At 60.4% G+C, this 15757-nt stretch carries 16 protein-coding genes and 1 pseudogene; 7 read left to right on the top strand and 10 right to left on the bottom strand.

Annotated features, from left to right (window positions below; genetic code table 11):
* Positions 1–5: 5 nt before the first annotated feature.
* Positions 6–266, bottom strand: a complete 261-nt coding sequence (locus tag D8U69_RS09700; RefSeq protein WP_056852094.1) for a hypothetical protein — start codon at positions 264–266, stop codon at positions 6–8.
* A gap of 136 nt (positions 267–402) precedes the next feature.
* Here D8U69_RS09700 and D8U69_RS09695 point away from each other — a divergent pair.
* The 4 genes and pseudogenes from D8U69_RS09695 to mgrA form a co-directional block, all read left to right on the top strand.
* Positions 403–501, top strand: a pseudogene (locus D8U69_RS09695) (LysR family transcriptional regulator); the annotation flags it as partial.
* Between the two features lie 131 nt (positions 502–632).
* Positions 633–815: a type II toxin-antitoxin system HicA family toxin gene (locus tag D8U69_RS09690; protein WP_130904538.1), complete on the top strand. Its 183-nt coding sequence runs from the start codon at positions 633–635 to the stop codon at positions 813–815.
* Between the two features lie 59 nt (positions 816–874).
* Complete coding sequence (locus D8U69_RS09685) at positions 875–1276, top strand: type II toxin-antitoxin system HicB family antitoxin (protein WP_056852096.1); 402 nt, start codon at positions 875–877, stop codon at positions 1274–1276.
* A 132-nt stretch (positions 1277–1408) separates the two neighbouring features.
* Entirely contained in the window at positions 1409–2446 is a 1038-nt protein-coding gene (gene mgrA, locus D8U69_RS09680; RefSeq protein WP_130904501.1) for an L-glyceraldehyde 3-phosphate reductase, read from the top strand.
* 121 nt (positions 2447–2567) lie between these two features.
* Here mgrA and tauD read toward each other — a convergent pair whose 3' ends face one another.
* The 7 genes from tauD to D8U69_RS09640 all read right to left on the bottom strand — a co-directional run bounded on the left by tauD (position 2568) and on the right by D8U69_RS09640 (position 10964).
* Positions 2568–3410, bottom strand: coding sequence for a taurine dioxygenase (tauD, locus tag D8U69_RS09675; RefSeq protein WP_130907202.1), 843 nt, complete (start codon positions 3408–3410; stop codon positions 2568–2570).
* Between the two features lie 53 nt (positions 3411–3463).
* Positions 3464–4297 (bottom strand): taurine ABC transporter permease TauC, encoded by an 834-nt coding sequence (tauC, locus tag D8U69_RS09670; protein ID WP_056852099.1) that lies wholly within the window; start codon positions 4295–4297, stop codon positions 3464–3466.
* Entirely contained in the window at positions 4294–5088 is a 795-nt protein-coding gene (gene tauB / locus D8U69_RS09665; protein ID WP_130907201.1) for a taurine ABC transporter ATP-binding subunit, read from the bottom strand. The genes tauC and tauB overlap by 4 nt, the downstream gene beginning before the upstream one ends.
* Positions 5089–5103: 15 nt before the next feature.
* The gene (gene tauA / locus D8U69_RS09660) at positions 5104–6081 is read right to left on the bottom strand and encodes a taurine ABC transporter substrate-binding protein (RefSeq protein WP_056852101.1); all 978 of its coding nucleotides are present in this window, start codon (positions 6079–6081) and stop codon (positions 5104–5106) included.
* A 320-nt stretch (positions 6082–6401) separates the two neighbouring features.
* On the bottom strand, positions 6402–7985 hold the full coding sequence (gene gshA, locus D8U69_RS09655) for a glutamate--cysteine ligase (RefSeq protein ID WP_056852102.1): 1584 nt from the start codon (positions 7983–7985) through the stop codon (positions 6402–6404).
* 271 nt (positions 7986–8256) lie between these two features.
* Entirely contained in the window at positions 8257–8640 is a 384-nt protein-coding gene (locus tag D8U69_RS09645; RefSeq protein WP_130907199.1) for a PaaI family thioesterase, read from the bottom strand.
* Positions 8640–10964: a Tex family protein gene (locus D8U69_RS09640; RefSeq protein ID WP_130907198.1), complete on the bottom strand. Its 2325-nt coding sequence runs from the start codon at positions 10962–10964 to the stop codon at positions 8640–8642. Before D8U69_RS09640 ends, D8U69_RS09645 begins: the two co-directional genes overlap by 1 nt.
* A 360-nt stretch (positions 10965–11324) precedes the next feature.
* On the opposite strand from D8U69_RS09640, the gene ompR reads away from it, so the two are divergent.
* Both ompR and D8U69_RS09630 read left to right on the top strand, forming a co-directional pair.
* Positions 11325–12065, top strand: coding sequence for a two-component system response regulator OmpR (ompR, locus tag D8U69_RS09635; RefSeq protein ID WP_008032260.1), 741 nt, complete (start codon positions 11325–11327; stop codon positions 12063–12065).
* A gap of 115 nt (positions 12066–12180) precedes the next feature.
* Positions 12181–13494, top strand: a complete 1314-nt coding sequence (locus D8U69_RS09630; RefSeq protein ID WP_056852106.1) for an ATP-binding protein — start codon at positions 12181–12183, stop codon at positions 13492–13494.
* A gap of 177 nt (positions 13495–13671) precedes the next feature.
* Here the strand turns inward: D8U69_RS09630 and rimK are convergent, their stop codons facing one another.
* Complete coding sequence (gene rimK / locus D8U69_RS09625; RefSeq protein WP_007972871.1) at positions 13672–14577, bottom strand: 30S ribosomal protein S6--L-glutamate ligase; 906 nt, start codon at positions 14575–14577, stop codon at positions 13672–13674.
* Positions 14574–14993, bottom strand: coding sequence for an ATP-dependent zinc protease (locus D8U69_RS09620; RefSeq protein WP_236708394.1), 420 nt, complete (start codon positions 14991–14993; stop codon positions 14574–14576). The genes rimK and D8U69_RS09620 overlap by 4 nt, the downstream gene beginning before the upstream one ends.
* 275 nt (positions 14994–15268) lie before the next feature.
* Here D8U69_RS09620 and D8U69_RS09615 point away from each other — a divergent pair, with 275 nt between their 5' ends.
* Complete coding sequence (locus D8U69_RS09615) at positions 15269–15673, top strand: S4 domain-containing protein (RefSeq protein ID WP_130907197.1); 405 nt, start codon at positions 15269–15271, stop codon at positions 15671–15673.
* The last annotated feature ends 84 nt before the right edge of the window (positions 15674–15757 follow it).

Genomic DNA, 15757 nt, shown 5'->3' with positions numbered 1-15757 from the left:
GTCTCTCAGGTCTCGGTGGTCAGCACCATGAACAACACGAGCGCCGCCACCGGGATACCGAACACGGCGCTTCCCACCACCAGCTCGGTGCTTAACGGCTGGCCGGCATGCACGATGCCGACCGCGCCGTTGATCAACGTCAGCGCCAGCCACAGCACGATAAAGCTGTAGGCCAGAATCTGGCGGCTGAAGCCGATTTTCTCGCCGATGTAGAGCATCAGCGCCAGGAGAATCAGGCCAAAGGTGATGATGATCGTCGTGTGCATGGTGGGTTTCGCCATTTAAATGTGTGTTGCCGTAAAGGCCGTCATCGCGGGCAAGCCTTTACTGATTCAACCCCATACAGCGAGCATAGTTAAACCATCCCGCCTGCGTCAGATCACCTGCGCCAGTCCTGCTTACCTGCCAATTTCAGTGCTGTACCCGCACAACCGACACATGTCGCCACGGGTCCGGGTGTTTGTGGATTGGATGGGGGAGGTGTTTGCGAAAGCGCAGTAGCCGCCGGTCCGAGAGGAAAAGTCGACTTCGTCCAGATCGGCTATTATTTTTCCAAGTGTGTATGGTGTGTATTGTTTCCACTTCGACCTGCTTAAAGTACGCAGCGATTGCTGTGGAAAAAGGCGAAGGAAATGCGAAGTCGGGAAATGATCAGGATGATCGAGGACGATGGTTGGTATCTGGTTGCCGTAAGGGGAAGCCATCATCAGTACAAGCATCCCTGCAAGCCCGGGAGGGTGACGGTCAAACACCCGGATTCGGATCTTCCGAAAGGAACGATCAGCAGCATATTGAAACAGGCGGGACTCAAATGATGCCCGCCACCGGATACGAAAGTCCCTGCAGGGACACATCACATGAAGGGCTCATCGAAATGAATTTCCCGGTTGTTCTGCACAAGGATGCCGACTCGGACTACGGAGTGATCGTCCCTGATGTGCCAGGTTGTTTCTCGGCCGGCAGCACCGTGGCGCAGGCACTTGAAAGCGTGAAAGAGGCGCTGTCCCTGCACTACGAAGGGTTGGTAGCCGATGGCGAGCCATTGCCACAGGTACGCGAGATTGATGCCCACCTTGAAAATCCCGATTACGCAGGTGGTGTGTGGGCGGTAGTTGAGTTTGATATCACGCCTTATTTCGGCAAGTCAGTGCGCTTCAATGCGACGTTGCCGGAACAGTTGCTTGAGCGTATCGATCAGACTGTCAGACGGGATCAACGCTACAGTTCGCGCTCCGGTTTTCTGGCGGCGGCAGCTCTGCGCGAATTGTCGGCATAAGGTTAGGCGAAAGAAATATGAAACGTTTCAGCAATTAGTCGAGTCCGGGGTTTTCTGGTGTTTGTCTGAGGGTATGCTGGGCGACTGGCGAAGCAGTCGAGACCAGATTCAAGACAGACAAGAGAGGATTCGATGACTTACACCGCTGCCGAAAACCGCTACGACTCCATTCCTTACCGCCGCGTTGGTCGCAGCGGTCTGGTGCTGCCGGCGCTGTCGCTGGGCCTGTGGCACAACTTCGGCGACAGCACGCCGATCGACACCCAGCGGGCGCTGCTGCGTACGGCGTTCGACCTGGGCATCAACCATTTCGACCTGGCCAATAACTACGGTCCGCCATACGGCAGCGCCGAGATCAATTTCGGTCGATTGCTGCGGGAAGACTTCAAGCAGTACCGGGATGAGTTGATCATCTCCAGCAAGGCCGGTTGGGACATGTGGCCCGGTCCTTACGGTCAGGGCGGCGGTTCGCGCAAGTACGTGCTGGCCAGCCTCGACCAGAGCCTGCAGCGTCTGGGCCTGGACTACGTCGACATTTTCTATTCGCACCGCTTCGACCCGGATACGCCGCTGGAAGAAACCGCCAGCGCATTGGCCACGGCAGTGCAGCAGGGCAAGGCGTTGTACATCGGCATCTCGTCGTACTCAGGGGTGAAAACCCGTGAGATGGCGGCATTGCTCAAGGAGTGGAAGGTGCCGTTGTTGATCCATCAGCCGGCCTACAACCTGCTCAATCGCTGGGTGGAAAAAGACCTGCTCGACACCACTGACGAACTGGGCACCGGCGTGATTGCGTTTACACCGCTGGCTCAGGGTTTGCTGACCGACAAATACCTCAACGGTGTCCCGAGCGACGCGCGGGTCAACCGTCCGGGCGGCGGTTCGTTGCAGGCTTCGCACCTGTCCGAGGCCAACATTGCCCACGTGCGTGCACTCAATGAAATCGCCAAGCGCCGCGGTCAGAGCCTGGCGCAACTGGCACTGGCCTGGACCCTGCGCGACCCGCGGGTGACGTCGGCACTGATCGGTGCGAGCCGGCCAGAGCAGATCATCGAGAACGTCGGGGCGTTGCGGAACTTGAGCTTCAGTGCAGAGGAGCTGGCGGAGATCGATCGTTTTGCCCAAGAGGGCGGGATCAATCTGTGGGAGAAGCCTTCGACGGCTGAGTGACAGCATGATCGTTCCCACGCTCCGCGTGGGAATGCATCAACGGACGCTCCGCGTTCGGCTTTCGGATGGGACGCGGAGCGTCCCGGGCGGCATTCCCACGCAGAGCGTGGGAACGATCAAATCAGCGAAAAAACGGCACATCCCCCAACACTGTCGCCCGCTGCATCACCCGCCGCGCCGGCCGGTAGTCATCCACCGCGTAATGCTGAGTCACGCGGTTGTCCCAGAAGGCGATGTCGTCTTTCTGCCAGCGCCAGCGAATGGTGAATTCCGGCCGTGTTGCGTGGGCGAACAGGAACTTCAGAATCGCCTCGCTCTCGGTTTCCGACAGTTCGTTGATCTTCGAAGTGAAGCCTTCGTTGACGAACAGCGAGCGGCGCCCGCTCACCGGATGGGTGCGGATTACCGGGTGCGACAGCGGCGGATTCTTGCGCCGCGCTTCTTCCCATTGGGCCAGCGCTTCAGGCGTGTTGCCATAGCGCTCCAACGGAAACGAACGGGTGAAATCGTGGGTGGCGGTCAGCCCTTCGAGCAAGGTTTTGAACGGTGCCGACAACGCTTCATACGCTGCGATTCCACTGGCCCACAAGGTATCGCCACCAAACTCCGGCAACAGCTTGGCGCTGAGCACCGCGCCCATGGCCGGGGTCGGCAGGAAGGTCACGTCGGTGTGCCAGATCGCGTTGTCGCGCACGTCGGTGACGGCGGTATCGAGGATCAGCACTTGCGGTTGCTCCGGCACATTCGGGTAGATCGGGTGAATGTGCAGGTCGCCGAAATTCGCCGCGAAGCGCGCCTGCTGCTGTGGGGTGATTGGCTGGTCGCGGAAGAACAGCACTTGATGCTTGAGCAGCGCTTGTTCGATGGCATCACGCTGTTCCAGATTCAGCGGCTGGCTGATGTCGACGCCACTGATCTGTGCGCCGAGGGCAGAGCTGAGGGGGACGATGGTCAGGTGGCTCATGGTGGTTCTCTTCAATCCGGGGCTGTCAGCGTAGTCAGTGCGATCAAAACGTATCAGTGAGCCTGGCCGTGCCACGGCACCAGTTTGCGTTGCAGCTTGCGCAAGCCCATTTCCATGGCGAAGGCGATCAGCGCGATCACTAAAATCCCCAGCACCACCACATCGGTGACCAGGAACTGCGCGGCCGACTGCACCATGAAACCCAGGCCGCTGGTGGCGGCAATCAGCTCGGCGGCGACCAGTGTCGACCAACCCACGCCCAAACCGATGCGCACGCCAGTCAGGATGTCCGGTAATGCACTGGGCAAAATCACATGTCGAATCAACTGTGCGCGAGTGGCGCCCAAAGACTGCGCAGCACGCAGCTTGGCCGGGTCGACCGTGCGCACACCGGTGGCGGTGGCAATGGCGATCGGAGCGAAAATCGCCAGGTAGATCAACAGCACTTTCGACAACTCGCCAATGCCGCACCAGATCACGATCAGCGGCAGATAGGCCAGCGGTGGAATCGGGCGATAGAACTCGATCAGCGGATCGAGAATGCCGCGAGCGATGCGATTGTGGCCGATGGCAATGCCGACCGGGACAGCCGTCAACACCGCGAAGCCCAGGCCCAGACCGATGCGGCTGAGACTCGCGCCCAAGTGCTGCCACAGGGTTGAATCCATGTAGCCGCTGGTCGCCAGCAGCCAGCCTTTTTGCAGCACGGCCGATGGTGACGGCAGGAATAGCGGCTCGATCAAACCGGTCGCCGTCACGGCCCACCAGATGACAATCAGCGCGACCAGCGTCAGCACACTGATCCAGCGCGTACTCAAACTGCGGCGCACAACGATTGCGGTGGTGTTTGTCTTGACCGCCGCCGCGGGAATTTCATAGCTGCTCATGCGTGCTCCTGCCGTGGAACGGCGCTGCGTTGGGAGAACACTTTGGCGAGCACGTGTTCGCGGGTTTCGATAAAGCGCGGGTCGGACTTGATCGAGCGCGCCGACTCACCGGCGGCGTAACGCTGGCCGAAATCGAGGCTCAGGCGTTCGACGATTTGCCCGGGATTGGGCGCCAGCAGAATCAGATCCGTGGCGAGGAACACCGATTCTTCAATGTCATGGGTGATCAGGAATACCGGTTTGGCAGTGCGCCGCCAGACTTGCAGCAGCAGCTCCTGCATCTGCTCGCGGGTGAACGCGTCGAGCGCGCCGAAAGGTTCGTCCATCAGCAAGACGCGAGGGTCGGCAGCGAGGGCGCGGGCCAGGCCGACGCGCTGTTTCTGACCGCCGGAGAGTTGCCAGATCCGGCGGTTTTCGAAGCCTGAAAGATCCACCAGCGCGAGCATTTCCCGGGCACGGATTTCGCGTTTGTCCCGAGGGACGCCCGCCAGCTCAAGGCCAAAGCCGACATTGGCCAGCACGTCTTGCCAAGGCAGCAAGGCGTCGTCCTGGAACACCACGCCACGTTCGGCGCTCGGGCCTTTTACCGGCACGCCATCGAGGGTGATGCGCCCGGCGCTGGGTGCGACGAATCCGGCAATCAGGTTCAACAGCGAAGTCTTGCCACTGCCGGACGGGCCGAGGGCGACCAGCAATTGCTGCGGCCCCAGGCTCAAGGAAATATCCGCCAGCACAGGTGCAGGGCTGCCAGGGTACTGTGCACTGATGCGCTCCAGCTGTAGCAAAGCCATCGCGTCGACTCCCGATCAGTTGGTGATGAATTTGGCGCTGACGTATGGCGCGTAATCCGGCAGCACGGCTTCGACCTTGCCTTGTTCCTTGAGGAACACGGCGGTGTCGGTGATGGCCTTGGTGGTCGGTGCTCCGAGGCTGGTCACCTGATCGGCCGCCAATGGGTAGACGTTGCCTTGCAGCAGCAGTGGAATGTCGCTGGCCTTGGCGCCGGAGAGCTTCACCAGTTTGTCGACGTTGCTCTGATTGGCGAGCCAGGCTTGCGGGTCTTTGCGGTAATCGGCGTAGGCGTCCAGGGTCACCTTGGCGAACGCGGTGACGATTTGCGGGTGCTTCTCGGCGAAGTCCTTGCGCACGATCCAGGCATCGAAAGTCGGCGCACCGAACTTGGCCAGTTCGCCGGAAGTGATCAGCACTTTGCCGTTTTCCTTGGCGACACCCAGGGCCGGGTCCCAAACGTAAGTAGCGTCGATGTCACCGCGTTTCCACGCGGCAATGATGGCCGGCGGGGCGAGGTTGAGGACGGTGACTTTCGACGGGTCGATGTTCCAGTGCTTGAGCGCCGCCAACAGGCTGTAGTGGCCGGTGGAAACGAACGGCACGGCGATTTTCTTGCCGATCAGGTCTTGCGGGGTCTTGATCCCGGAGCCGTCGCGGGCCACCAGGGCTTCGGCAGCGCCGATCTGGGTAGCGATGAGGAATGTTTCCACCGGGACTTTACGGGTGATGGCCGCGGTCAACGGGCTGGAACCGAGATAGCCGATTTGCACGTCGCCGGAGGCGATTGCAGCAATGATGTCGGCACCGTTATCGAATTTGCGCCAGCTGATGTCGGCCTTGGTGGCTTTCTCGTAAGCGCCGTCAGCCTGGGCGACTTTCGCCGGGTCAACGGTGGTCTGGTAAGCAACAGTGACGTCGGCCGCCTGGGCAAACAAACTGACTGCTGCCAATGACGCGGCCGCCAGCAGGCGAAGAGGGAAGTGCAGTTTCATCAGGATGCTCCTTGTCAGGCGGACGAAAGTCGGCGTGAAAGGAGACTAAATGATCTAAGAATCCGAAAATAAATAACTTTTTCGAATGAGCTTATGAGCGGAAAAATCTAAGCAGCTACCCTGATCGTTCCCACACTCTGCGTGGGAACGATCATAGTTCTAAGGCGGATGATCGAGAGAGCCTTTGTGGCGAGGGAGCTTGCTCCCGCTCGAGGACGAAGGACTCCCAATTTCATCCAACGCGTTGTGTCAGGTCAACGCGTTGTCTGGACTGCTGCGCAGCCGAGCGGGAGCAAGCTTCCTCGCCACAGGGATTGCTGTCAGTTACTGATCGCCAGAATGCTCGCCTGATACGACCCGACAAACACATCGAAATCGCCGACTTCGTTCTGCTCCAGCTCAACCTGCTGTGCCAGCGACGCACGAGCCAGTTCTTCGAACTTCGCCTGTTGCTCGGCCGGCAACGGCTCACTGCGGAAAAACTGCGCATGGGCCTGGCTCTGACGCAGGGAGAACTGAGCGAAGCTTTCCTTGTGTTCAGCCATTGCCGCCAGCACCTGGGCGGACGGCGTCAAGGCTGGGTCCTGGACCTTGGCCAGCTGCGCATCCAGCGCCTTGCTGTGAGCATCGCCGCCGTGGCTCTGGTCCAGCAGCGCCGCCAGTGGCGCGATGCTTTCCAGCAATTGGCCTGCCCACTCTTTGAGGTCGACCGGTTGCCCGTCGCGTTGCAATTGCAGGCCCGGACGGCGCCCTTCCTTGACCACGCTGAGGAAGTTCGAAGTCGCGTTGCTGCAACTGGTATTGGTCAGCAACGGGCTGTCGTTCAGCGCGCAGTACAGCAGGAAGGCGTCGAGGAAACGCGATTCAGTGATATCGATACCCATCGGCAGGAACGGGTTGATGTCCAGGCAACGCACCTCGACGTACTGGATACCACGGGCCATCAGCGCCTGGATCGGCCGCTCGCCGGAGTAGGTCACGCGTTTGGGGCGAATGTTGGAGTAGTACTCGTTTTCGATCTGCAGGATGTTGGTGTTGAGCTGAACCCACTCACCGTCCTTGTGCGTGCCGACTTCGACGTAAGGCGCGTAAGGCGTGGCCACCGCTTTGCGCAGGCTGTCTGTGTAACTGACCAGGTCGTTGTAACACGGCGTCAGGCCGGCCTGGGCGTTGCTCTGGTAGCCCAGGTCACTCATGCGCAGGCTGGTGGCGTACGGCAGGTACAGGGTATCCGGATCGAGCTGTTCCAATTGGTGCGAACGACCGCGCAGGAAACCTGCATCCAGCGCCGGCGAGGCACCGAACAGGTACATCAGCAGCCAGCTGTAGCGGCGGAAGTTGCGGATCAGTGCGATGTACGCCGACGACTGATAATCGCGGTCGGTGCCGACAAAGCCTTCAGCCTGTTTGAGCAGCGGCCACAGCTTTTCGGGCAGGGAAAAGTTGTAGTGAATCCCGGCGATGCACTGCATGGTCTTGCCGTAACGCAGGGCCAGGCCCTTGCGGTACACGTACTTGAGCTGCCCGATGTTGGAGGTGCCGTAATAGGCGATTGGGATATCTTCCTCGGCCGGCAGCGGGCACGGCATCGAAGGGCTCCACAGATACTCGTTGCCGAGCTTGCTGTAGGCAAAACGGTGAATGCTGTCCAGGCTCGCCAGCGTATCGGCAGGATCGGGCAGGGCCGGGGTGATGAACTCCAGCAGCGACTCGGAATAGTCGGTGGTGATTTGTTCGTTGGTCAGCGCGGAACCCAATTCTTCCGGGTGCGGCGTTTGCGCCAGGCGACCTTCGCCGGTCACGCGCAGGCATTCACGTTCGATGCCGTGAAGGCACTGTTCGAGCAGAGAGAGGTTAGCGCGCTCGCCGAGCAGGGCCAGGCGGCGGTTGAGAAGTTCGCTCAAGTTGGATTCCTTCACGCGTCAGTCGCCCCAATATGGGGGTGGGCAAGACGGTCTACAAGGGTGAAGTTGAAACTGGCGTTTTCGCCTGGTTTTGGAGCCGCTCAGGCCATATGCCGGTCAGTCAATCACTGCGCAATCCCTGTGGGAGCGAGCCTGCTCGCGATGAGGGCGGATCAGTCAACATTTATGTCGTCTGTCCCACCGTCATCGCGAGCAGGCTCGCTCCCACAGGTTTCTAATCGCGAAATTAACTCAAATCGATGACATCTAGCTACAGGACAGCGAACGTGCCTTGCGCTTTTGCGACCAATTTGTCGCCTTGCATCACATCGGCCTCGACCACCAGCGTGCGGCGGCCCGGGTGTATCACCCGCGCCGTGCACATCACCTCGCCGCCTTCGACGGCGCGGATGTAGTTGATCTTGCACTCGATGGTCGCGCTCTGCTGGTCAAAGCCATGGCTGCTGGAACAGGCCAGCCCCATGGCAATGTCCACCAGACTGAACAAAGCCCCACCGTGCAGCTTGCCGGCGCGATTGCGCAGTTCTGGCGCAAGCCCCAGGGCGACTTGCGCCACCCCGGTTTCCAGGCTGTGCAAGCGACAGCCCAGCAACTTGAAAAAAGCGCTTTCGGTATACCTCGCAGGGATCTCCATCAACGCTTCTTCAACTGCTTGGCGTTGGCGAACAGCGACGCCATGGCGTTATTGGCCGGAGCCGCTGCAGTGGTTTCCTTGCGCGGCGCGCTGTTCTGCGATTGACGCGGGGCCGAGCCCGGACGGGCGCCACGAGCACCGTCGATTTTCTCGCCCGGGGTGTCGCTCATGCGCATCGACAGCCCTACGCGTTTACGCGGGATGTCGACTTCCATGACCTTGACCTTCACCACGTCACCGGCTTTCACCGCTTCGCGTGGATCCTTGATGAACTTCTCGGAAAGAGCCGAGATATGCACCAAACCGTCCTGATGCACACCGATGTCGACGAACGCGCCGAAGTTGGTCACGTTGGTTACCACGCCCTCGAGGATCATCCCCAGTTGCAAGTCCTTGAGGTCTTCGACGCCTTCCTGGAACTCGGCGGTCTTGAACTCTGGGCGTGGGTCGCGGCCAGGTTTTTCAAGCTCTTGCAGGATGTCGGTCACGGTTGGCAAACCGAAGGTTTCGTCGGTGTACTTCTTCGGATCGAGGCGCTTGAGGAACGCAGCGTCGCCGATCAGCGAGCGGATGTCGCGGTCGGTTTCAGCGGCAATGCGCTGTACCAGCGGATAGGCTTCCGGGTGCACTGCCGACGAGTCCAGCGGGTTTTCACCGTTCATGACACGCAGGAAACCGGCGGCCTGTTCAAAGGTTTTCTCGCCCAGGCGTGCGACTTTCTTCAAGGCTGCGCGGGTTTTGAACGCGCCGTGCTCGTCACGATGGCTGACGATGTTCTGCGCCAGGGTCGCGTTGAGGCCGGAGATGCGCGCCAGCAGCGCCACGGAAGCAGTGTTCACGTCCACGCCTACGGCGTTCACGCAATCCTCGACCACGGCGTCCAGGCCACGCGCCAGTTTCAGTTGCGACACGTCGTGCTGGTACTGGCCGACACCGATGGATTTCGGATCGATCTTGACCAGCTCCGCCAACGGGTCTTGCAAGCGACGGGCAATCGACACCGCGCCACGGATCGATACATCCAGATCCGGGAATTCCTTGGACGCCAGTTCCGAAGCCGAGTAAACCGATGCACCGGCCTCCGAGACCATGACTTTGGTCATCTTCATCGCCGGGTATTTTTTGATCAGTTCGGCGGCGAGCTTGTCGGTCTCACGGCTGGCAGTGCCGTTGCCGATGGCGATCAGATCCACCGAATGCTTGGCGCACAGGGCGGCGAGAATCGCGATGGTCTGGTCCCACTTGTTATGCGGCACGTGCGGGTAAACCGTGGCGTGATCGAGCAGCTTGCCGGTGGAATCGACGACGGCCACCTTGCAACCGGTACGCAGGCCCGGGTCGAGGCCCAGGGTCGCGCGCGGGCCGGCCGGCGCCGACAGCAGCAGGTCGTGCAGGTTGTGTGCGAACACATTGATCGCTTCGGTTTCCGCGCCGTCGCGCAGCTCACCCAGCAAGTCGGTTTCCAGATGGGTGTAGAGCTTGACCTTCCAGGTCCAGCGCACCACTTCGCCCAGCCATTTGTCGGCGGCACGGTTCTGGTTCTGGATGCCGAATTGCTGGCCGATCATGCCTTCGCACGGGTGCATGGTGCCCGGCAGTTCGTCGCCGACTTTCAGTGCGGAGCTGAGGATGCCTTCGTTGCGGCCTCGGAAAATCGCCAGGGCGCGGTGCGACGGCATGCTTTTCAGCGGTTCGTCGTGTTCGAAGTAATCACGGAACTTGGCGCCTTCCTCTTCCTTGCCGGCGATCACGCGGGCACTGAGGGTCGCTTCCTGCTTGAGGTAGTTGCGCAGCTTGTCGAGCAGGCCGGCGTCTTCGGCGAAGCGCTCCATCAGGATGTATTTGGCGCCTTCGAGGGCCGCCTTCACATCGGCCACGCCTTTTTCCGCGTCGATGAAGCGTGCGGCTTCGGTTTCCGGGCTCAGGGTCGGGTCGTTGAACAAGCCATCGGCCAATTCGCCGAGGCCGGCTTCCAGGGCGATCTGGCCCTTGGTGCGGCGCTTCTGCTTGTACGGCAGGTACAAGTCTTCGAGGCGGGTCTTGGTGTCGGCGAGTTTGATGTCGCGTTCCAGTTGCGGCGTCAGCTTGCCTTGCTCCTGGATGCTGGCGAGGATGCTGATGCGCCGTTCGTCGAGTTCTCGCAGGTAGCGCAGACGCTCTTCCAGATGACGCAACTGGGTGTCATCGAGGCTGCCGGTCACTTCTTTCCGGTAACGGGCGATGAAGGGAACGGTAGAGCCTTCATCGAGTAGCGCGACGGCCGCTTCGACCTGTTGTGGGCGTACACCGAGTTCCTCGGCGATGCGGCTGTTGATGCTGTCCATAAAACCACCTGACAAATTGTGAAAGCAGGCTCGCAGGCACGCAGTTAGGGCCTCGGCGAGTCTGGTTGAGCGGCCTGGCCTGCGCCGCTACCTGGATCAAAAGGTATCCCGTTGACCCGTGAAATCGAACAATTACTGCCGACGCCCTGAAAAAAACGACGCCTGACTGTAGTACCTGTCTGATGTTGCCTGACACAAAAGGCCGCGCATTATAACCAGCGTTCCGGCATTCGGGGGCATTGCGGGCCGAGGCTTCAATGGCCGGTTTTCTGGCGGTAAAGGAAAAATCTGCTAACAATGCACACGGTGCGTATAACGGCAGCTACGCCATAATGCGCGCCGAGCTAAAAGGAGCATCCAATGAGCAGCACTGCAAACATTGCTGAAGGCGAAAAAATTCTTATTGTTGACGACGACCCGGGCCTCAGCAGCCTGCTGGAGCGTTTTTTCGTCAGCAAGGGCTATCGCGCCCGCGCCGTACCGAACACCGAGCAAATGGACCGCCTGCTGGCACGCGAAGTGTTCAACCTGGTCGTCCTCGACCTGATGCTGCCCGGTGAAGACGGCCTGACCGCCTGCCGCCGCCTGCGTGGCGCGAACAACCAGATTCCGATCATCATGCTGACCGCCAAGGGCGATGAGCTGAGCCGTATCAAGGGCCTGGAACTGGGTGCCGACGATTACCTGGCCAAGCCGTTCAACCCCGATGAGCTGATGGCCCGTGTCAAAGCCGTCCTGCGTCGCCAGTCGGCTCCGGTGCCGGGCGCTCCTGGCAGCGAAGACGAAAGCGTGACCTTCGGTGACTACGAGCTGTCCCTGGCCACCCGCGAACTCAAGCGCGGTGACGAAGTGCACATGCTCACCACCGGTGAGTTCGCCGTGCTCAAGGCCCTGGTGATGAACGCCCGTCAACCGCTGACCCGCGACAAACTGATGAACCTGGCCCGTGGTCGCGAGTGGGATGCCCTGGAGCGTTCCATCGACGTGCAGATTTCCCGTCTGCGCCGGATGATCGAACCCGATCCGTCGAAACCGCGCTACATCCAGACCGTCTGGGGCGTGGGTTATGTGTTCGTTCCGGATGGCGCCGCCACCAAGTGATCGGCGATTTGTAGGAGCGGGTCTTGCGGGCAACGGGTCAGATGACTTTGCTCGCAGACTCGCGATCCGCAATATGCGAGCATCGCTCGCTCCTGCAAGTGTGTAGCGGTTATCCATGAAAACCCCCGTTTGGTTCCCCCAGAGTTTCTTCTCCCGCACCCTTTGGCTGGTGCTCATCGTCGTTCTGTTCTCCAAGGCGCTGACCCTGGTTTATCTGTTGATGAACGAAGACGTGCTGGTGGATCGTCAGTACAGCCACGGCGTTGCCCTGACGCTACGCGCCTATTGGGCGGCCGATGAAAACAATCGTGACAAGATTGCCGAAGCCGCGACCCTGATCAGGGTGGTGGGCGCTGGCGTGCCGGAAGGCGAACAGCATTGGCCCTACAGCGAGATCTATCAGCGGCAGATGCAGGCTGAATTGGGGGCCGACACCGAAGTCCGGTTGCGCATGCATTCGCCTCCGGCGCTGTGGGTTCGCGCGCCAAGCCTGGGGGATGGCTGGCTGAAAGTGCCGCTGTATCCGCACCCATTGCGTGGCCAGAAAATCTGGAACGTACTGGGCTGGTTCCTGGCCATCGGTTTGCTGTCTACCGCTTCGGCGTGGATCTTCGTCAGCCAGCTCAATCAACCTCTGAAGCGCCTGGTCTACGCCGCGCGACAACTCGGTCAGGGTCGCAGTGTGCGCCTGCCGATCAGCGATACACCGAGCGAAATGACCGAGGTTTATCGCGCCTTCAACCAAATGGCCGAAGACGTCGAACAGGCCGGTCGCGAGCGCGAACTGATGCTGGCCGGAGTTTCACATGACTTGCGCACGCCATTGACCCGTCTGCGCTTGTCCCTGGAATTGATGGGCGACCGCACAGACCTGACCGATGACATGGTTCGGGATATCGAGGACATGGATGCGATTCTCGATCAGTTCCTGGCGTTCATTCGCGACGGCCGGGATGAGTCGGTGGAAGAGGTGGACCTGAGCGATCTGGTCCGCGAGGTTGCCGCGCCGTATAACCAGAACGAAGAAAAAGTACGCTTGCGCCTGGAGCCGATTCAGCCGTTTCCATTGCGTCGGGTATCGATGAAGCGCTTGCTCAACAACCTTATCGGTAATGCGCTGCACCACGCAGGCAGTGGTGTGGAGGTGGCGGCGTACGTGTCTGGGGATGTGAGCGCACCGTACGTGGTGTTGAGCGTCATGGACCGTGGTGCCGGGATCGATCCGTCCGAGCTGGAGGCGATCTTCAACCCGTTCACCCGCGGTGATCGTGCCAGAGGCGGCAAAGGCACGGGGTTGGGGCTGGCGATCGTCAAACGCATTGCCTCGATGCACGGCGGCAATGTTGAACTGCGTAACCGTACCGGTGGTGGATTGGAAGCGCGGGTGCGCTTGCCGTTGGGGTTGATGCTACCGCGGGATGCCGTCTAACCCGATCGTTCCCACGCTCTGCGTGGGAATGCCTCTTCGGACGCTCCGCGTTCGGCTCTGGAGGGGGCGCGGAGCGCCCCGGGCTGCATTCCCACGCAGAGCGTGGGAACGATCACCGATCTTGCGACTGCTACGCAGCCGAGCGGGAGCAAGCTCCCTCGCCACAGTGGTTGTGTCTCAGCCCTTGCCTTTGGTCCGGGTCATGTTCGGGCCGCCATTCTTCTCCAGATGCTCAATGATGATCCCCGCCACGTTCTTGCCAGTGGTGGTCTCGATCCCTTCCAGCCCCGGCGATGAGTTCACTTCCATCACCAGCGGCCCGTGATTGGAGCGCAGGATATCGACCCCCGCCACCGCCAGCCCCATGACCTTTGCCGCACGCAAAGCAGTCATGCGTTCTTCCGGGGTGATCTTGATCAGGCTGGCACTGCCACCGCGGTGCAGGTTGGAGCGAAATTCGCCGGGTTTGGCCTGGCGCTTCATGGCCGCAATCACCTTGTCGCCGACTACAAAGCAGCGAATGTCGGCGCCACCGGCTTCTTTGATGTACTCCTGGACCATGATGTTCTGCTTGAGGCCCATGAACGCCTCGATCACCGACTCAGCCGCGGTGGCGGTTTCGCACAGCACCACACCGATGCCTTGGGTGCCTTCCAGCACCTTGATCACCAGTGGCGCACCGTTGACCATTTCGATCAGATCGGGAATGTCATCCGGTGAGTGGGCAAAACCGGTGACCGGCAGACCAATGCCCCGGCGCGACAGCAATTGCAGCGACCGCAGCTTGTCCCTTGAACGGGCAATAGCCACCGATTCGTTGAGCGGAAAAACCCCCATCATTTCGAACTGGCGCAACACTGCGCAGCCATAAAAAGTAACGGATGCACCGATCCGCGGAATCACCGCGTCGAAGCCCTCCAGCGGCTTGCCGCGGTAGTGGATCTGCGGTTTATGACTGGCAATGTTCATGTAGGCGCGCAGGGTATCGACCACCACCATTTCATGGCCGCGTTCGGTACCGGCTTCGACCAGGCGACGGGTGGAATACAGACGCGGGTTCCGCGACAGCACAGCGATCTTCATGCAACACCTGTGGAGGAGGTAGATACCGGGAACACCGGCTTGTCTTGTACATACTTGATACCCGGATTGACCACCAACTGGCCGTCGATCAGGGCTTTGGAACCGAGTAGCAGGCGATAACGCATGGACTTGCGGCAGGCGAGGGTGAACTCGACCCGCCAGACCCGATCACCGAGGGCCAGGGTGGTGCTGATCACGTATCGCACCTGCGCGTGACCGTTGGAGCTTTTGATGGTTTTTCTTGTCACCAGCGGTGCTTCGCAGCGCCGGTGACGCAACTGCACCACCGTGCCCAGGTGCGCCGTGAAGCGTACCCATTGCCCACCATCACGCTCGAACGTCTCGATGTCGGTGGCATGCAGGCTGGAGGTGCTGGCGCCGGTGTCGATTTTTGCGCGAAGGCCGGCGACTCCCAGATCCGGGAGCGCCACCCACTCGCGCAGACCGACAACGGTCAAATGGTCAAATGTCTTCAAAATGGCTCAACCGGTAGAAACCACGGTGGCCGCAGGCGGCCGAATCCGCGGTATTCACGCAGAATAATGGTTAAAAGGCGACAGATATCTACGGCCCGGATTGCCAGCCCCACAAGGAGGTTATGGAATGTCAGCATTGTAGTCCGGGCCGGAGTAATTCTTGGTACGACAGAACGGTAGTACAGTTCACCAATATTTCAGAACGAGGAAATCCCATGGCACAAAAAAACGAAGAGGACGACAAAGTCCGCCTCGATAAATGGTTGTGGGCTGCACGGTTTTACAAAACTCGCGCCTTGGCCAAGGCAGCGATTGAAAGTGGCAAGGTGCATTGCCGCGGTGAGCGTTGCAAGCCTGGCAAGGAGCCACGTATTGGCGACGAATTTGTGATCCGCACCGGTTTCGAGGAACGCACGGTGGTGGTCAAGGCGCTGTCGATCGTGCGCCGAGGCGCGCCGGAAGCGCAGACGCTGTACGCGGAAACTGACGCCAGTATCGCCAAGCGAGAAAACGCCGCCGCCGAGCGCAAGGCGGGCGCCCTGGGCTTGAGCACCGATGGCAAGCCGAGCAAGAAGCAGCGCCGGGATCTGTTCAAGTTTCGGGGCAGCAGCAACGAATGATTGACCTCGCCGCCGATCGCACCAACCCGGCCAAGACTTGTAATTGCACCTGCGCGTAGCCATATGAGGTAATTCGCCTGCCGT

This window comes from Pseudomonas sp. Sample_16, from assembly GCF_004307665.1.
Lineage (GTDB): Bacteria > Pseudomonadota > Gammaproteobacteria > Pseudomonadales > Pseudomonadaceae > Aquipseudomonas.
This window is presented reverse-complemented; position numbering and strand designations above follow the sequence as displayed.

Bases quoted from the DNA above. Each gene is read 5' to 3' on its own strand.
- ompR (WP_008032260.1), top strand. From the start codon at position 11,325: ATGAGCAGCACTGCAAACATTGCTGAAGGCGAAAAAATTCTTATTGTT.
- tauB (WP_130907201.1), bottom strand. From the start codon at position 5,088: ATGGCTTTGCTACAGCTGGAGCGCATCAGTGCACAGTACCCTGGCAGC.
- D8U69_RS09640 (WP_130907198.1), bottom strand. From the start codon at position 10,964: ATGGACAGCATCAACAGCCGCATCGCCGAGGAACTCGGTGTACGCCCA.
- D8U69_RS09630 (WP_056852106.1), top strand. From the start codon at position 12,181: ATGAAAACCCCCGTTTGGTTCCCCCAGAGTTTCTTCTCCCGCACCCTT.
- D8U69_RS09685 (WP_056852096.1), top strand. From the start codon at position 875: ATGAATTTCCCGGTTGTTCTGCACAAGGATGCCGACTCGGACTACGGA.
- tauD (WP_130907202.1), bottom strand. From the start codon at position 3,410: ATGAGCCACCTGACCATCGTCCCCCTCAGCTCTGCCCTCGGCGCACAG.
- mgrA (WP_130904501.1), top strand. From the start codon at position 1,409: ATGACTTACACCGCTGCCGAAAACCGCTACGACTCCATTCCTTACCGC.
- D8U69_RS09645 (WP_130907199.1), bottom strand. From the start codon at position 8,640: ATGGAGATCCCTGCGAGGTATACCGAAAGCGCTTTTTTCAAGTTGCTG.
- tauC (WP_056852099.1), bottom strand. From the start codon at position 4,297: ATGAGCAGCTATGAAATTCCCGCGGCGGCGGTCAAGACAAACACCACC.
- D8U69_RS09700 (WP_056852094.1), bottom strand. From the start codon at position 266: ATGCACACGACGATCATCATCACCTTTGGCCTGATTCTCCTGGCGCTG.
- rimK (WP_007972871.1), bottom strand. From the start codon at position 14,577: ATGAAGATCGCTGTGCTGTCGCGGAACCCGCGTCTGTATTCCACCCGT.
- tauA (WP_056852101.1), bottom strand. From the start codon at position 6,081: ATGAAACTGCACTTCCCTCTTCGCCTGCTGGCGGCCGCGTCATTGGCA.
- D8U69_RS09690 (WP_130904538.1), top strand. From the start codon at position 633: ATGCGAAGTCGGGAAATGATCAGGATGATCGAGGACGATGGTTGGTAT.
- D8U69_RS09615 (WP_130907197.1), top strand. From the start codon at position 15,269: ATGGCACAAAAAAACGAAGAGGACGACAAAGTCCGCCTCGATAAATGG.